Source organism: Bradyrhizobium sp. AZCC 1577, from assembly GCF_036924575.1.
In the GTDB taxonomy this organism is placed as follows: domain Bacteria; phylum Pseudomonadota; class Alphaproteobacteria; order Rhizobiales; family Xanthobacteraceae; genus Bradyrhizobium.
Window position 1 is genome coordinate 717,807 of sequence record NZ_JAZHRQ010000001.1, and the last position, 14,919, is coordinate 732,725.

General features: G+C 61.8%; 13 protein-coding genes and 1 tRNA gene. 7 read left to right on the top strand and 7 right to left on the bottom strand.

Features of this window, described 5'->3' with window-relative positions:
* Nucleotides 1–197 precede the first annotated feature (197 nt).
* Complete coding sequence (locus tag V1278_RS03360) at nt 198–1,085, top strand: DUF4339 domain-containing protein (RefSeq protein WP_334379704.1); 888 nt, start codon at nt 198–200, stop codon at nt 1,083–1,085.
* 12 nt (nt 1,086–1,097) lie between these two features.
* On the opposite strand, the gene tesB is transcribed toward V1278_RS03360, so the two are convergent.
* Nucleotides 1,098–1,958, bottom strand: coding sequence for an acyl-CoA thioesterase II (gene tesB, locus V1278_RS03365; RefSeq protein WP_334379705.1), 861 nt, complete (start codon nt 1,956–1,958; stop codon nt 1,098–1,100).
* A 231-nt stretch (nt 1,959–2,189) separates the two neighbouring features.
* Between tesB and V1278_RS03370 the strand changes: the two genes are divergently transcribed.
* On the top strand, nt 2,190–3,407 hold the full coding sequence (locus tag V1278_RS03370) for a ubiquinone biosynthesis hydroxylase (RefSeq protein ID WP_334379706.1): 1,218 nt from the start codon (nt 2,190–2,192) through the stop codon (nt 3,405–3,407).
* Between the two features lie 70 nt (nt 3,408–3,477).
* On the opposite strand, the gene V1278_RS03375 is transcribed toward V1278_RS03370, so the two are convergent.
* Nucleotides 3,478–3,675 carry a Trm112 family protein gene (locus tag V1278_RS03375; protein ID WP_334365755.1) on the bottom strand — a complete coding sequence of 66 codons (198 nt, stop codon included), beginning with the start codon at nt 3,673–3,675 and terminating at the stop codon, nt 3,478–3,480.
* 50 nt (nt 3,676–3,725) lie between these two features.
* The gene (locus tag V1278_RS03380; RefSeq protein ID WP_334379707.1) at nt 3,726–4,262 is read right to left on the bottom strand and encodes a TetR/AcrR family transcriptional regulator; all 537 of its coding nucleotides are present in this window, start codon (nt 4,260–4,262) and stop codon (nt 3,726–3,728) included.
* Nucleotides 4,263–4,354: 92 nt separating this feature from the next.
* Here V1278_RS03380 and V1278_RS03385 point away from each other — a divergent pair, with 92 nt between their 5' ends.
* Entirely contained in the window at nt 4,355–4,705 is a 351-nt protein-coding gene (locus tag V1278_RS03385) for a hypothetical protein (protein ID WP_334379708.1), read from the top strand.
* Nucleotides 4,706–4,880: 175 nt separating this feature from the next.
* Here V1278_RS03385 and V1278_RS03390 read toward each other — a convergent pair whose 3' ends face one another.
* Nucleotides 4,881–5,030: a hypothetical protein gene (locus V1278_RS03390; protein WP_334369290.1), complete on the bottom strand. Its 150-nt coding sequence runs from the start codon at nt 5,028–5,030 to the stop codon at nt 4,881–4,883.
* Here V1278_RS03390 and V1278_RS03400 point away from each other — a divergent pair.
* Complete coding sequence (locus V1278_RS03400) at nt 4,986–7,433, top strand: EAL domain-containing protein (protein WP_442893785.1); 2,448 nt, start codon at nt 4,986–4,988, stop codon at nt 7,431–7,433. The genes V1278_RS03390 and V1278_RS03400 overlap by 45 nt on opposite strands.
* Nucleotides 7,434–7,512: 79 nt before the next feature.
* Here V1278_RS03400 and V1278_RS03405 read toward each other — a convergent pair whose 3' ends face one another.
* On the bottom strand, nt 7,513–8,187 hold the full coding sequence (locus V1278_RS03405) for an LON peptidase substrate-binding domain-containing protein (RefSeq protein ID WP_334365752.1): 675 nt from the start codon (nt 8,185–8,187) through the stop codon (nt 7,513–7,515).
* Nucleotides 8,188–8,261: 74 nt separating this feature from the next.
* Nucleotides 8,262–9,185 carry a thioredoxin gene (trxA, locus tag V1278_RS03410; RefSeq protein WP_334365751.1) on the bottom strand — a complete coding sequence of 308 codons (924 nt, stop codon included), beginning with the start codon at nt 9,183–9,185 and terminating at the stop codon, nt 8,262–8,264.
* 465 nt (nt 9,186–9,650) lie between these two features.
* Here trxA and V1278_RS03415 point away from each other — a divergent pair.
* A tRNA-Gly gene (locus V1278_RS03415) sits at nt 9,651–9,725 on the top strand.
* Between the two features lie 112 nt (nt 9,726–9,837).
* On the opposite strand, the gene V1278_RS03420 is transcribed toward V1278_RS03415, so the two are convergent.
* Nucleotides 9,838–12,477 (bottom strand): DUF2235 domain-containing protein, encoded by a 2,640-nt coding sequence (locus V1278_RS03420; protein WP_334379709.1) that lies wholly within the window; start codon nt 12,475–12,477, stop codon nt 9,838–9,840.
* A 434-nt stretch (nt 12,478–12,911) separates the two neighbouring features.
* Between V1278_RS03420 and V1278_RS03425 the strand changes: the two genes are divergently transcribed.
* Both V1278_RS03425 and V1278_RS03430 read left to right on the top strand, forming a co-directional pair.
* Complete coding sequence (locus V1278_RS03425) at nt 12,912–14,174, top strand: PQQ-dependent sugar dehydrogenase (protein WP_334379710.1); 1,263 nt, start codon at nt 12,912–12,914, stop codon at nt 14,172–14,174.
* Nucleotides 14,175–14,262: 88 nt separating this feature from the next.
* A complete protein-coding gene (locus tag V1278_RS03430) occupies nt 14,263–14,844 on the top strand; it encodes a c-type cytochrome (RefSeq protein ID WP_334365742.1) in 582 nt (193 codons plus the stop codon).
* The last annotated feature ends 75 nt before the right edge of the window (nt 14,845–14,919 follow it).

A 14,919-nucleotide genomic window follows, 5' to 3' on the forward strand; every position in this document is an offset into this window, starting at 1 on the left:
GCCCCGACGGCGGACCGCCGACGCAAATCTGGCATCTTTCTGGGCAAATGGCACAAAAAAGTTGCAGGTAGAAGGGGAAAACATTTCGAGCTGGTGACATCGATCACTGTACAGGCACCTGTAACGTCCGCCAAAATGCGGTTTCACCCCCAGCCGCCCGCCGGCTACCTCCATTTTCCACGGCTCAAGGAAATAAAATGTCGAACCGATCGTGGTTTTATGCAGCCAACGGACAGCAACAGGGCCCTTATCCGGAGGCCCAGCTTCGCGACCTCATCACCCGCGGCATGGTCGGGGCGGATACGCTGGTCTGGACCGAGGGAATGTCGGGCTGGCAGCGGGCAGGAGAAATTCCGGGGATGATACCCGGCGGATCTGGCCCGCCCGCCTTCGCGCAAACTGGTGGCCCACCTACGGCTGCAGGTGGAGGGTACGGCGGCGGTGCGCTATCGATCGATGTCGGGCTGTGGGAGCTCCTCGGACGCAGCCTTGTGTTCGTCATCGGCATGGTGTTGGTGATTCCGGCACCCTGGGTTGCGACCTGGTTCTATCGCTGGATCTTTTCCCGGCTCTACGTGCCGGGCCGGCCGAACCTTGCTTTCACCGGCCAGCCTTTCGACATCTGGTACGTCTTCATCGCCATGGGCATTCTGACCTATGTGGGCTCGGCCGACCTCTATTACCTGCAATACCTCTCGATCCCGGTTCAGGCCGTGCTGGCCTGGATGGTCATTCGCTGGATCGCTTCCAACCTGAGCTCCAATGACCAGCCGCTTCCGATCGCCTTCAACGGCAGCGCGTTGGGTTATGTCGGCTGGCATGTGCTGTTGTATGTGTCCTTCATTACCATCGTCGGCTGGGCCTGGGTGGTCACGGCCTGGATGCGCTGGATCTGCCGCAACATCGACGGCACGCAGCGCGAGGTCATCTTCACCGCGTCCGGACTGGAAGTGCTGTGGCGAACCATCGTGTTCGTGATCGCCTGCATCTTCATCATTCCGATCCCGTGGATGCTGGCCTGGTACGCACGCTGGTACGCGTCGCAATTCGCGCTGGCCGAGCGCGGAACGCTGGCGAAAGCGTAAGAGGTCACGCTCTTACTTGCGCTGGCGGACCGAGCCTTCCTGGGCGACCGACGCCACCAGTGTGCCGTCAGGCTTGAAGATCAGGCCGCGGGTCAATCCGCGGCCGTCCTGCGCGCTCGGCGAATCCTGCGCGTAGAGCAGCCATTCGTCGGCGCGGAACGGTCGGTGAAACCACATCGCGTGATCGAGGCTCGCCGGCATCATGCGCTTGTCAAACAGCGTGCGGCCGTAGCGCGCCATCACCGCGTCAAGCAGCGAGAAATCCGACGCATAGGCCAGCGCGCACATGTGCAGCGCCGGATTGTCGGGCAGCTTGGCTGCTGTGCGGATCCAGACATGGATGCGCCCGTCGTCGATCTTCTGGCCGAAATAGCGGCCGAGCTCGACCGGGCGCAGTTCGATCGGCCGGTCGGATTCGTAGTAGCGGCGGATGAATTCCGGCATCTCGCGGAACATCGGCTGTTTTGCCACTTCCTCGGCGGTGAGTTTCTCCGGCGGCGGCACGTCCGGCATCTTGTCCTGATGGTCGAAGGCGCCTTCCTCCTCGGCATGAAAAGAAACCATGATGGAGAAGATCGCATTGCCGTGCTGGATCGCGGTGACGCGCCTTGTCGAATAGCTCTTGCCGTCGCGCAGCCGTTCGACCTCGTAGACGATCGGAATCTGCGGATCGCCGGGCAGGATGAAATAGCAATGGATCGAATGTGGCAGGCGGCCTTCGACAGTGCGGCATGCCGCGACCATGGCCTGCCCGATCACCTGTCCGCCGAACACCCGCTGCCAGCTCGTCTTCGGGCTGTTGCCGCGGAACAGGTTCACCTCGAGCGGCTCCAGATCGAGGATGGAAATCAGGTCAATCAGGCCTTTGGACATGGTGGTGCTTTCAATTCGTGGAGGCGCCGTCATTCCGGGGCGCCTCGAAGAGGCGAACTACGGGGCGCCCTTTGCGCCCCTGAGAATCTCGTGCCAAACCTCTGGATTCCGGGTTCGCGCTAAGTGCGCCCCGGAATGACATCTGGTTAAGGACCTTGTTTCTCGGCTCTGTTTCGCCCAGCTATTATCAGGTAGCAAGTCTGGTCTGAGGGCTAACCAGGTACGGATGGCATGGCGACACAGCGAAGTATTGTCATCTGCGGCGGCGCCTTTGCCGGGCTGGCGCTGGCGCTGGCGCTCCGCCAGGGCCTTGGCGCGGAGATTCCCGTTGTCGTCGCCGATCCCGCGCTCGGGCAGCGGCCGAGCCGCGACCCACGCGCGACCGCCATTGTGGCCGCCTGCCGGCGGCTTTTTGAGACGCTCGGCGTCTGGAATCAGGTGTCGGATTCGCAAGCCATCCTCGACATGGTCGTTACCGACTCCAGGTTGGATGACGCGACACGCCCGGTATTCCTGACGTTTGCGGGAGATGTCGAACCCGGCGAGCCGTTTGCCCACATGGTCGAGAATCGCCGCCTCATCGACGCGCTGGTGGAGCGCGCCGAGGCCGATGGCATCGATCTCCGGGCTACCGCCGTTTCGACTTACGATTCACGTTCCGATGGCGTCACCGTGACGCTCGCCGACGGCGGTGTCATCGAGGCAAGCCTGCTGGTCGCCGCCGACGGCGCGCGCTCAAGACTGCGCGAGCGCGCCGGCATTGCCACCCATGGCTGGGACTACGATCAATCCGGCATCGTAGTCACCGTCGGCCATGAGCGGGATCATCACGGTCGTGCCGAAGAGCATTTTCTCCCGGCGGGTCCGTTCGCGATCCTGCCGCTGAATGGAAAGCGCTCGTCGCTGGTGTGGACCGAGAACCGGAACGAGGCCGCACGCATCACTGCGCTTGGCGAAGCCGAATTCCACGATGAGCTCGAGAAGCGCTTCGGGCTGCACCTCGGCGAGATCAAGGCGCTCGACAAGCCGCGCGCGTTTCCGCTCGGCTATTTCGTTGCGCGCTCATTCATCGCCGAGCGGCTGGCGCTGGTCGGCGACGCCGCGCATGTGATTCATCCGATCGCGGGGCAGGGGCTCAATATGGGCCTGAAGGACGTCGCGGCGTTGGCCGAAGTCGTGGTCGATGCGGCCCGGCTCGGCATCGATCCTGGGCAGGCCGATGTGCTCGACCGCTACCAGCGCTGGCGGCGGTTCGACACCATGGCCATGGGCGTTGCGACCAACTCGCTGAATTTTCTGTTCTCGAACGAATCGACGCTGCTGCGAACCGTGCGGGATATCGGGCTCGGCCTCGTCGATCGCGCGCCGCCGCTGAAGAACTTGTTCATCCGCCAGGCAGCGGGATTGTCGGGCGAGGTGCCGCGATTGTTGAAGGGCGAGGCGCTGTAGAAGGCGAATGGCGAATAGGGAGTGGCGAATAGACCACTCGCTGTTCGCCACTCACCATTCGCCGGCTTCGTCACTCGATCTTCCGCGCCTCTTCCGGCAGCATGATCGGGATGCCGTCGCGGATCGGATAGGCGAGCTTGGCGGAACGCGAAATCAATTCCTGCCGGCTCGAATCGAATTCGAGCGGACCCTTGGTCACCGGACAGACCAGGATCTCCAGCAACTTTCGATCGACGGTGCCGTCGAGGCGTTCGGGCGGGGCTGTCATTTACTCTCTCCAGATAGGCGTAGCCCCTTAGCATACCAAATCGCGAGGTGTCATGACGCTGACATCCGTACCAATTCGTCGACCACGGCCTCTTGTCGTGCCTTCGGCAATGGCTGATCCAACAGCGCAAAGCCGAGAAATGCCCAATACAGGATTTGCGCCCGGGCGCGGGCCACATCCGTCGACAATCCGGATTGCATCAGAAGACCTTCGACGTAGCCGAGCCGGCGCCGGTCGATCGCCTGCACGGCGGCGCGGGCGGCAGGATCGACGCTCGCCCAGGTGCGGACCGCCCGTTCCAGCGTCAGCCGTTCGCCGAACACGCGGCGCAGCAGCAGCGCGAGCGGGTTCTCGTCCTTCGAGGCCGCCTCGACATTGGCGATGATCTGCTCGGCCGCGACCTCATGCCAGCGTGCGAGGATTGCGGCATGGAACGCGCCGATATCGGCGAAATGCCAATAGAAGCTGCCGCGCGACACTCCCATCGCCTTGGCCAAAGGCTCCGCCTTCAGTGCGGTGAAGCCACGGGTCGCCAACGTCTTCAGGCCCTGATCGAGCCAGTCCTTTGCCGCTAGTTGATTGCTCATCTGGGTTCCGCGATCTTACCACCATACACCACTGTATTGACAGGCGCCAGAATGCAGCGCATGCCATACAGCAGTGTATGGAGACGTTATCGATGCGCGATCTGATTTTGCAATGCGCCGGCGTCGCCGGCATAACGGTGGCCCTGATCCATGGCGTGCTCGGGGAAACCAAGGTGTTCGCCAAGGCGACCATTCAGCCCGAAAGCCTGCGCACCCTCATCCGCCTGGTATGGCAGGCGGGTACGGTGGCCTGGATCGGCGGCGGAGTGCTGCTGATTGCCGCGCCCTCGTTTGGATCGGAGAGCGCGCGGCACTGGATCGTCGCAACGATCGTCGCGGTCTACGCCTTTGCCGCCGCCGCCAATGCGTGGTGGTCGCGCGGACGCGGCTTCGGCTGGAAAGCCCTTGGCGCCGTCGTGGTACTGGCAATTGCGGGATATTAGCCCACGCTCCTGGCAACTAGTGCTACGTCGCTCGACCTGTTGCGCAATCATTACGGTATCAAGGTAACAGGCTTCCGGTGGTTTTACGGGGATTCGGCTGTCATTGCGCCGATTGCATTTACGGCCCAATAAGCATGGAACCCGGTATTGCACGAAATTAACGGGACAATGCCAATTACGCGCTTTCATCGGCAGCATTGACGATGGGGCCCGTAATATGTTCCGCGTTTTTAATTGCCTTATTGCCGAGCACGATTGGCGGCTTGTTCTGCTCGCTGGTTTGGTTTGCCTCGTTTCCAGCACCGTTGCCGTCAACATCTTTCATCGCGCAATTGCTTCACAGGCCCGAACGCGGCTGATCTGGATCGCAATTGCAGGCGCTGCGATCGGATACGGAATCTGGGCGACGCATTTCGTCGCAATGCTCGCTTACGAGCCTGGCGTATCAACCGACTACGGCCTCGTCCTGACGGCGCTGTCGCTTGCCGCAGCGATGATACTGACATCCAGTGGCTTTGGACTTGCTGTCAGGAATTCCGGACGGTGGCGCGCGGCAGCCGGCGGTGCCGTCATAGGCGCAGGCATTGCGAGCATGCACTATCTCGGCATGTGGGCGCTCGAAGTGCCGGGCCACGTAACCTGGTCGCTCGACCTCGTGTTTGTCTCGATCGGCCTCGGCATATTCTTCAGTTCTGCCGCGCTGGCGATTGCGCTTGGCTATAAGGAAAAAAGGGGCACGCTGGCAGCGGCGCTCATGCTGACCCTTGCAATTGTCTCGCATCATTTCACCGCCATGGGCGCGGTGCAGATCGTGCCCGACCCGACGCAGACATCCCACACGCTGTCGCTCTCTCCCGGCTTCCTTGCCCTGGCGATCGCCGGCGTGGCTTTATCGGTGCTCGGAATGAGCCTGATTGGCGTGTTGGCGGATCGCCGCCTCGCCAGCCGCACCAGCAAATTCGAGGAAATAATCAGCCAGCTTTCGGTCGCCCGGCAGCAGGTCGAACGCTCCCAGCGAGAACTGCAAGAACAGAAGCTCAGGCTGGACACAGCCATTAATCACATGGGTGAGGGCCTCTGCATGTTCGATGCAGAAAAGCGGCTCGTCGTCTGCAATGCCCGCTATGCCGAAATGTACAGGCTGCCGCCGGAACTGCTGAGACCGGGGACACCGCACCGCGAGATCATCCAGCATCGCATCGCCACCGGTATCCTCAAGGGCGAGGCTGCGCAGCAATTAGTCTCGACCATCAACGCGCTGCCCGTGAACGCAACCGCAAGCCGCATCGACGAGTTTGCCGATGGCCGGCTGATCTGCGTGACTCGACAGCCAATGGCAGGCGGCGGGTGGGTGGCGACGCACCTCGACGTCACCGAGCAGCGGCGCTCCGAAGCCCGGATCATCCATATGGCCCAGCATGACGCGCTGACCGACCTGCCAAATCGCGTGCGGCTGAGAGTGCGCATGGAGCACGCGCTTGCAATCATCCGCGAGGGCGGATCCGGTCTTGCCGTCTTGATGCTCGATCTCGATCGCTTCAAGGAAGTCAACGACACGCTCGGTCATCCGACAGGTGACAAGCTGCTGCAAGCCGTCGCCGCGCGGCTGCTCGAATGCATCCGCGATACGGCGCTGATTGCACGGCTGGGCGGCGACGAGTTCGCCGTTATCGACTATGTGACCAATCCCGTCGTCGAAGCCGCGGCCCTCGCCGAGAAAATCAGCCACGCGCTCTGCGAACCTTTCGATCTCGGCGACCATCGGGTGACCATCGGCACCAGCATCGGCATTGCTATCGCGCCGCGCGACGGAACCAGCCCTGACGAGATCCTGAAGAGCGCAGATCTCGCGCTCTATTCCGCCAAGAGCGGCGGACGCGGCGCATTCCGCTTCTTCGAGCCCGAGCTGGACCAGCTCATGCGTGCCCGGCGCAACCTGGAGCGCGATATGCGTGATGCGCTTGCCAAGGGTGAATTCGAGCTCCACTACCAGCCGATTGTCAATGTTGCGAGCGGAGAAACCAGCGGCTTTGAGGCGCTGTTGCGCTGGCATCATCCTCAGCGCGGCCTGGTCATGCCTGCCGACTTTATCCCGCTTGCGGAAGAAACAGGCTTGATCGTGCCTCTCGGAGAATGGGTGCTGAGGGCCGCCTGTGCCGAGGCGGCCAAATGGCCCACCGATCTGCGGATCGCAGTAAACCTGTCACCCGCTCAATTCAGGAGCAAAGAGCTGGTTTCGATCATCGTGGCGGCGCTCGCGAATTCGGGAATTGCGCCACAAAGACTTGAGCTCGAGGTCACCGAGACGGTCACCATGCATGACAGCGAGGCCGTGTTCGCTGCGCTCGATCAGTTACACAAATTGGGTGTGCGAATCGCCCTGGACGATTTTGGGACCGGCTATTCATCGCTAAGCCTCGTTCAGAGGTTTCCATTCGACAAGATCAAGATCGATCGCAGCTTCGTCAACGCATTGTCGGATGCAAAGGAGGAATCGCGCCTGATTGCTCGCGCGGTGGTTCGATTTGCGGTCAATCTCGGCAGGACGACGACGGCCGAAGGAGTCGAAACCGAGGAACAGCTCGAAATCCTCCATGCAGAGGCATGCACTGAAATGCAGGGCTATTATCTTGGCCGACCAATGAGTGGCGCCAGCGTTCCGTCAATGGTGCGCCCCCAGGCTCAACCGGCGCGACGGCGCAAGGCTGCTCGGACCATGGCGCACTGAAGGGGCGTCAAGCAGGGTACATGTGGATTAGCGGCAGGCCTCGCAACGTGCCTGAACCGCTTCGGGGAGTGGGTTGCATCTACTGCAGCCCGGTGTCGCCGCTGGTGCGCTTCTTGGCGAGGTCCATTTCGGTCACCGCAATCAGGATCTCGGCGCGGGTTTTCAGGTCCGGCGCCTCCAGCATCGCCTGCTTCTCCGCCGGACCATACGGCGACATCATCGCGAGCGCATTGACCAGCGCCTCGTTCGGCGCGCTCTCGATACCTTCCCAATCCACCTTCAGATTGTTGGCTTTTAGAAAATCGTTCAGCACGTCGAGCAACGCCGTGCGGTCGACTTCCTCCTCGCCTTTGCGCGCGACGAAATCATCGGCATAGGGGAAGAAGTCCACCTTGCATTGCCGGTACGTAGTCAGCGCTGCGATTTCCTCGACCACCTTGAAGCGCGCGACCCCGGTCAATTCGAGGATGTAGCGGCCGTCGCCGGATTCGGCGAGCTGGGTGATGCGGCCGACGCAGCCGACCTGGAACAGCACCGGCCTTGTCTCGTCCCTGGAGTGGGAAATGTCCGGCTGGATCATCCCGATCAGCCGGTGGCCGTCGCGCAGCGCGTCGTCCACCATCGCGAGATAGCGCGGCTCGAAAATATTGAGCGGCATCTGGCCGCGCGGCAGCAACAGCGCACCCGGCAACGGAAATACCGGAATGATTTCGGGAAGCTCGCCGGGTCCGCGGTATTCGGCATTGATCGGCATCTGCAGTCCCGGTCAGTTCGTTGGTTTGGTGGGTGTTCTCTTCACAAAACCATGTCCCGCGCGCGGAATACGTCCTACGAGAAAAGGATCGTCGACAGCCGCTTGCGTCCCTCGACGGTTGCCTCGTCGGTGCCGCCCCACGCCTCGAAGAACTGCACGAGCTGCTTGCGCGCGCCGTCGTCGTTCCACTTCCGATCGCGCTTGACGATTTCCAGCAGTTGGTTGGTCGCCTCCGCGCGCTTGCCGAGCGCATTGAGCGCCGTGGCCAAGTCGAATCGCGCCTGATGGTCGAGCGGGTTTGCGGCGACCTTTTGTTCGAGCTCGGTCACCGGGCCGACCGACTGCGCCTGCTCGGCAAGATCGATCGAGGCCTGCACCGCCTTGACGGCGGCATCGTTGCGCTTCGATTCCGGCACCATCGCTAGCGTCTGCTTGGCTTGTTCGACGGCACCCGTCGTCACGTAGCACTTCGCCAGTCCGGCCAGTGCGGCGATATTGGTGGCATCGAAACCGAGTATCTCGGCATAAATCTGTGCTGCGGCGGCCGGATCGCCTTCCGCCAGCACGGCCTCAGCCTCTTTCAGGATCTCCGCAATGTTCGGCTCACCCGGCGCCGTCATGCCCTTGGTGAGCTTGTCGATGAAGGCGTTGACCTGGCTCTCCGGCACCGCGCCCATGAAACCATCGGCGGGTTGGCCGCCCACGAACGCGATCACCGCCGGGATCGACTGGATGCCCATCTGGCCCGGAATGGCCGGATGCTCGTCGATATTCATCTTGACCAGTTTGACCTTACCCTTGGCGGCCCGAACCGCCTTTTCCAGCACCGGCGTGAGCTGACGGCAGGGGCCGCACCAGGGCGCCCAGAAGTCGATCAGCACCGGCTGGCGCTTCGATTCCTCGATGACATCCTTCACGAAGGTCTGGGTGGTCGTCTCCTTGATCAGATCGGGTACTGCCTGCGGTGCCGGGCCGCCGCCCTGCTCAACTATCGTCACGGTATCCTCACCTGATGTCTCGAGAAGGAACGCAGAATATCGGCTGCGGGTCGGGCTGCTTCTAGCACGGTCCGGCACCAAGTTCTCGTTCGCTAGATGGCGGCTTGGCCGCAAAAATCAATCGGTCCGGCTTCGCCGTCTTCTGCAGGCTGTGTTGGCCATGGGCATTCGACGGATGAAGGGTGCAACCGTCGCTCTGGCCGGCGTTCCGAGCCGTCCGAGTGGCCCCGGGGCCAGCGGCCCGCGAATCGGGCTATCGCGCGGGTGGCTAATTCTGGGTTCCCGGTGATGGCACGAGGCCCGATAAATTCCATTTTGCCGTTGTTTCGGACCGATTCGAGCCTATTTGGTCAAAGAAATCGGATTATCCGGAAAAGCTTCGGACCGTGCGCGGACTGTTGCATTCGCAGCCCGCATTTGGCATAGGTCTGCCGTTGACGGCGAGCGATCGCCGCCATCTCGGATGCGGGTGTAGCTCAGTGGTAGAGCACGACCTTGCCAAGGTCGGGGTCGAGGGTTCGAGCCCCTTCGCCCGCTCCAGATTTTCTCTATGGCAAAGCACTAGATCCAACGAAAGGCCGCCATTTGGCGGCCTTTCGTTTACCGCCGGCAACGGGTGCGCCTCCGGCGGCGGCATCTCCTGACGGGTGGCTCACCTCGGGATGCGATAGACCCAGATCCGGGCCTTTCCCGAATTCACGTTGCGAAACAGACCCGGAAAGACGCCGCTGACCGGCTGGTTCAGATAGACGAACAACTGCCCGTCGCGGGTCGCTCTGAATTTCTCGTCAAGGCGGCCGTTCGCTGGCTCGCCATCAATGAAGTTCTCCTCATTGCCGGTCTCGCCGTAGCGAAGGATAACGTGGCCAAAGGGCCGGTCGAGCGTTCGCTTGAGCGGGTAAGCTGCCGCCAGCAAAGCGAATCGGCCCAGCAGAACGGTCGGATCGGTTGCACCGTCCTTCTTCCAGTTGGGCAGGAACGCACGGAGCGGCATTCCGCCCGGGCCCGATGGCGCGCCGAGAAACGACCAGTCGCCATCCTTCTCCAGGATGAACTGATAATGTCCGCGCCTCTCGAGCATGACGCCCACGGGTGTGCAAAGGTCGGCGGTGTTGAATGCGGCCAAGTTGACCCCTCGGCACGCCGCCGACGTGCAGGTGCCAGGGAAGCTGCCGTCGGGCGCGCGCTTGCACAGCTTCATATCATCGGGATCGCACACCTCCAGCGTGATTGGCTTTTCCGCTGGCTGGCAGAAGTGGCCAAGGCTGTCGCGAATGTTGAAAAGATAGTGGCTGGCGAAAGCGATGCCGCCGACCAGGAAGAAAACCGCAAAGAATGCAGGCGCGACCTTGAGTTTGACGTTGGTGAGCAATCGCCGGTAGGCGTCCTTCAGTCTGAAGCGCGCGATCGTCCTGTCGGGGAGCAACATGGTGACCAGGACGGCAAAGGCGAAGAACTGGAAATAGGGGTGGGTTATCCGGTCGATGAAGGTCTGCGGCGAGGCAGACAGCTTTGGCAGGCTGTAGCCGGTCCAGCCCGGTAGCGGATAGAGCGCGATAAAGAGCAGGCCAGCCAGCACCACCATTTGCGATGTGCTCAGGCCGAGCCTTGGTTTGGATTCGCTCCGGTGCAAGTCGACCTTTGCAAGGCTCACGCGCCACGCGCGGCGCATCTGATCGGTGATCCGGTTCTTAAGGCTGGCGCTCAACCATAGCAGCAGCGCGACAAGACCGGCGCAAAGCACAAACCAGAGCGGCTCCCTCGCATAGGCGTTGATCCAGCGCGAGGCCGCGCCCGGCAACGCGAGCCCGACCATCCGAATGAGGTCGGAAAGCGGCCGCAGGGGCGTGGTGAATTCGGCGGCCGCCGGCGCGGTGGATGTAAGCGGATAGGTCAGCAAATAGAGCGACGCGATGACGGTCAGGAAATAGATGATGCGTCGCCGCCAGATCGAACTTCCGACGACGTGCTCCTGGGTGAGCTCGCGCCGACGGGCGGAGGCCAGGCTCTCATATTTCGGTCTGCCCGGCGGGACGGTCAGCTTGTCCGGGGTGACGATCCTCTCGTCGTAGGTCAATACTTCGTAGACCGGTGGCAGTGCGACCGGCGCGTAGAGATGCGCATCGACGGAGATCCGGTCGAACACGCTTTCGTGGATCTTCGGCACTGCAATCTTCACGCAATCGCGCTTGTCGTCGGAAAATTTCGTATCCGACAGCGCGGCCACGCTCCGTGGCCCGTAGCGGTAGTAGCCGGCGAGCCCGTTGCGGGAATCGTAGATGCGGCCGTCCTTGTCCTGGGTCGACCGCACCCGCGTGAATGCGTCGGGATCGGCTCCCGGCGCCGCCTTCAAGGTAAGGCCGCGGCTGCGCGCCTCTGACAACATCCAGGTCAGCGACACATGGGCGAGCGAGTCGTCCGGATATCCGCCGCCGACGTTGGAATGCACGCCGGCGAACCAGACCTGGGTGATCCGTTCCGAACTGGTCTTCCGGGTACCGGTGACAACGGTCTCCGGACTCTCGTCCCACAGCAGCGGATGAAACGTGGTGCGCTCATCGTCGAGCGAGAGCGCGTGACAGGCCTTGCGCACCAGTGGGTGAAGCTGTCGGTCCGGCAGTTCGAGCGGCCAGAGATAGCGGCTGACGCCGCGGGTCATTTCGTCGATGGGCAGGCCGTAAGCGGCGACGGTATCCCAAAGGCCGAGGAAGGCGATGTGATCGACCGGGCGCTCGTTCTTGTCGTGCTTGGCTGACACGAACAGGTTGCGCAGCTTTCGAAATGCCCATTCGACCTGAAACTGCGATTTGAACGTCTCTGCCCGGTGCGCGCGGTAGGCCGCCGCGACCTTTCGATCGAGCTCCTCTTCGGTCTGGTATTTCACCAGGCCCTGTTCGCAGATCAGCCCGTTCACCACGCGGATGGTGAAGGCCCCCCGGCTGAACCCGAATGCAAAGATGTCGTCGCTCTGCCAGGGACCGTATCTCTCCTCGCGACCCTCGGCCTTCGCAGCGGCAGCCTCGAGCGCCAGATAGTCCAGATGCGAGCGATAGTTGCGGCAGGCAAACTTGTAGATATCGAGCACGTTCCGCTTCAGGCCGAAGCCGAAGGCGCCGCCCAGGATCGCGAACGGCTTGAAGGACGAGGTGCCGACCCCGTCGTCATAGAACGCAATCTGTTGCGAACTCGTCAGATCCAGCGATTCGAACACACGCCAGACATTCGTCCGCCAGACCTTGCCGGCGGAATTGCCGGTGCCGTCCGAGAGCAGGATGATCCGCTTGTTGCCCATACGGACGCTCGCTCAAACCCGGGCGAGGGGAGACTGACATTGAAGGATATGCCGAATGGTTTTCTCAGGGTTTGATCCGCTCCTGTATGAAATGAACCACAATTGCGTTGTTCGTTTACCAATTGGGTGCCAGCGCAAGCAGTCCGCTTGATGTGGAACGCCGCCCACTCGTGCGCCTTGCGCGCATTAGCTCGACGCGGATATTGCGATGCAGCGGGCGCAAGAGCGGATTGCAAGAGCGTATTAACGTGCGGCTTGGCAATCCGTCTCACAATTTGTCTTGGTCGTACCGAGCCGCGCGCCGCGCGCTTCTCTCCGGCAGCGGATGTGCTACCATTTTTTGGTCTGTCCTACTTCACCAGACCAAATTCGCCTCTCGAACGTTCAAAATAATAACAGGCGCAGCCGCCAGGCTGCACTAGGGGAGTGACGCGATGAAATCGGCTTTCAATCGATCTATTCTTGCGCTCGCAGCCATTCTCGTTGTCGCGGGGGTCAGCCAGGCCAGCGCGCAGCAGAAGGCCCTGAAGAAATACGAGTCCGGCACCAAGGATTTTTGGACCAATCCGCCGCCGGACTGGTTCCTCGGCGATGAGACCGAACAACAAAAGGGCCTCGCTCCGCCGTCAGGGCCGCCGACCGGCGCCTCGGACGCAGAACTGGCGGCGCTGATGAAGAAGATCAAGCTGCCCGACGGCTTCAAGATCGAAGTCTACGCGTCTAACGTATTGTCCGCACGGCAGATGGCGTGGGGCGACAAGGGCACGCTGTTCGTCGGCTCGTTCGACCTCGGCAATGTCTATGCGATCAAGGACAATGGCGGCAAGAAGGAGGTCAAGACCATTCTCAAGGGTCTCAAGATGCCGACCGGCCTCGCCTTTCTCGATGGCGCGCTTTACGTCGTCGCGGTCGACAAGCTGATCAAATACGAAAATGCCGAGGCCAATCTCGACAACCTCGGCGCCGGCAAGGTGGTGTATGACGACATGCCGTCCTACATCGCTCATGGTTGGAAATACATCACCGTCGACAAGGATGGCTGGTTTTACCTGCCGTTCGGTCCTCCCTTCAACATCGGCATTCCGCCGACCAGCGTTTCGCAAATACGCCGCGTTGATCCCAAGACCGGCAACGCCGAAATCTGGGCGCTCGGCGTCCGCAACAGCGTCGGCGGCGACATCGATCCACGCAGCGGGCGATACTGGTTTACCGAGAACGCCCGCGACTGGGTCAGTGACGACATGCCGAGCGACAAGCTGAACATGATCTCCAGGATCGGCGAGCATTTCGGCTATCCCTATTGCCACCAGGGCGATATGCCGGACCCGAAATTCGCGATGGGCCACAAGTGTTCGGAATTCACGCCGCCCGTCGTCAATCTGGGCGCGCACGTCGCGCCGCTCGGCATGAAGTTCTATACCGGCGATCAATTCCCGGCCGAGTACAAGAACAACATCCTGATCGCCGAACACGGCTCCTGGAACAGGCATAAGTACCAGGGCGCCCGGATCAAGCGCGTCATCGTCGATGCCGACGGCAAGAACGCCAAATCGGAGATCTTTGCCTCTGGCTGGCTCGAAGGCGACCAGGGCTACCTCGGCCGGCCGAACGATATCTTGCTGGACAAGGACGGTTCGGTCCTCGTGGCCGACGACTGGGCCGGTGCGATCTACCGCATCAGCTACACCAAGAAGTAGGATTTGAGCTGGCAGAGGCTGCGGTTTGCCTGGGGAACGGGTGGCCGCAGCCTTTGCTGTTTGATGCACAGGTCGGAGAGTAGTTGAAATGCGAAGTGCATTGATGGGGTCGCTGCTGGCGCTCGTGATTTGCGTGCCGCTCGCCCGCGCCGCCGATATCGCGGCCGGCAAGGCGAAAGCCGAGCTGTGCGTCGATTGTCATGGCGAGGGTGGCATTTCGCAGATCGAGAACACTCCCTCGCTGGCGGCGCAGCCTGATCAATTCATCCAGTGGCAGCTCGTGTTCTTTCGTGCCGGCACCCGCAAGAACGAACAAATGCAGCCGATCGTCGAACAGCTCAATAATGAGGATATTCGCAACCTCGGTGCCTACTACGCTTCGCTCGAACCGCCGAAAGCGCCCAAGCCTGACGACAATCCTGATTTGTCGAAGAAGGGCGAGCAGGCGGCCGTAGGCCGGCGCTGCGCGTCATGCCACACCGATAGCTACGCCGGCACCAAGGGGGTCGCCCGCGTCGCCGGCCAACGCGAAGAATACCTGGTCAAGGCGCTGCGCGAGTACAAATCGGGAGTGCGATCCGGCGGCGCGATGGCTGCGATGACGGACATCGCCTATTCCCTCAGCGAGGAAGAGATCGAGGCGCTCGCGCATTATCTCGCGCATCTCTGACGTCGTCCCTGCGAACGCAGGGACCCATACGCCGCGGCTTCTCCGTTTGGGTGATGTAGGTCTGGTTTGCGCTAA

Bases quoted from the DNA above. Each gene is read 5' to 3' on its own strand.
- V1278_RS03360 (WP_334379704.1), top strand. From the start codon at position 198: ATGTCGAACCGATCGTGGTTTTATGCAGCCAACGGACAGCAACAGGGC.
- tesB (WP_334379705.1), bottom strand. From the start codon at position 1,958: ATGTCCAAAGGCCTGATTGACCTGATTTCCATCCTCGATCTGGAGCCG.
- V1278_RS03370 (WP_334379706.1), top strand. From the start codon at position 2,190: ATGGCGACACAGCGAAGTATTGTCATCTGCGGCGGCGCCTTTGCCGGG.
- V1278_RS03375 (WP_334365755.1), bottom strand. From the start codon at position 3,675: ATGACAGCCCCGCCCGAACGCCTCGACGGCACCGTCGATCGAAAGTTG.
- V1278_RS03380 (WP_334379707.1), bottom strand. From the start codon at position 4,262: ATGAGCAATCAACTAGCGGCAAAGGACTGGCTCGATCAGGGCCTGAAG.
- V1278_RS03385 (WP_334379708.1), top strand. From the start codon at position 4,355: ATGCGCGATCTGATTTTGCAATGCGCCGGCGTCGCCGGCATAACGGTG.
- V1278_RS03390 (WP_334369290.1), bottom strand. From the start codon at position 5,030: ATGAAAGATGTTGACGGCAACGGTGCTGGAAACGAGGCAAACCAAACC.
- V1278_RS03405 (WP_334365752.1), bottom strand. From the start codon at position 8,187: ATGCCGATCAATGCCGAATACCGCGGACCCGGCGAGCTTCCCGAAATC.
- V1278_RS03420 (WP_334379709.1), bottom strand. From the start codon at position 12,477: ATGGGCAACAAGCGGATCATCCTGCTCTCGGACGGCACCGGCAATTCC.
- V1278_RS03425 (WP_334379710.1), top strand. From the start codon at position 12,912: ATGAAATCGGCTTTCAATCGATCTATTCTTGCGCTCGCAGCCATTCTC.
- V1278_RS03430 (WP_334365742.1), top strand. From the start codon at position 14,263: ATGCGAAGTGCATTGATGGGGTCGCTGCTGGCGCTCGTGATTTGCGTG.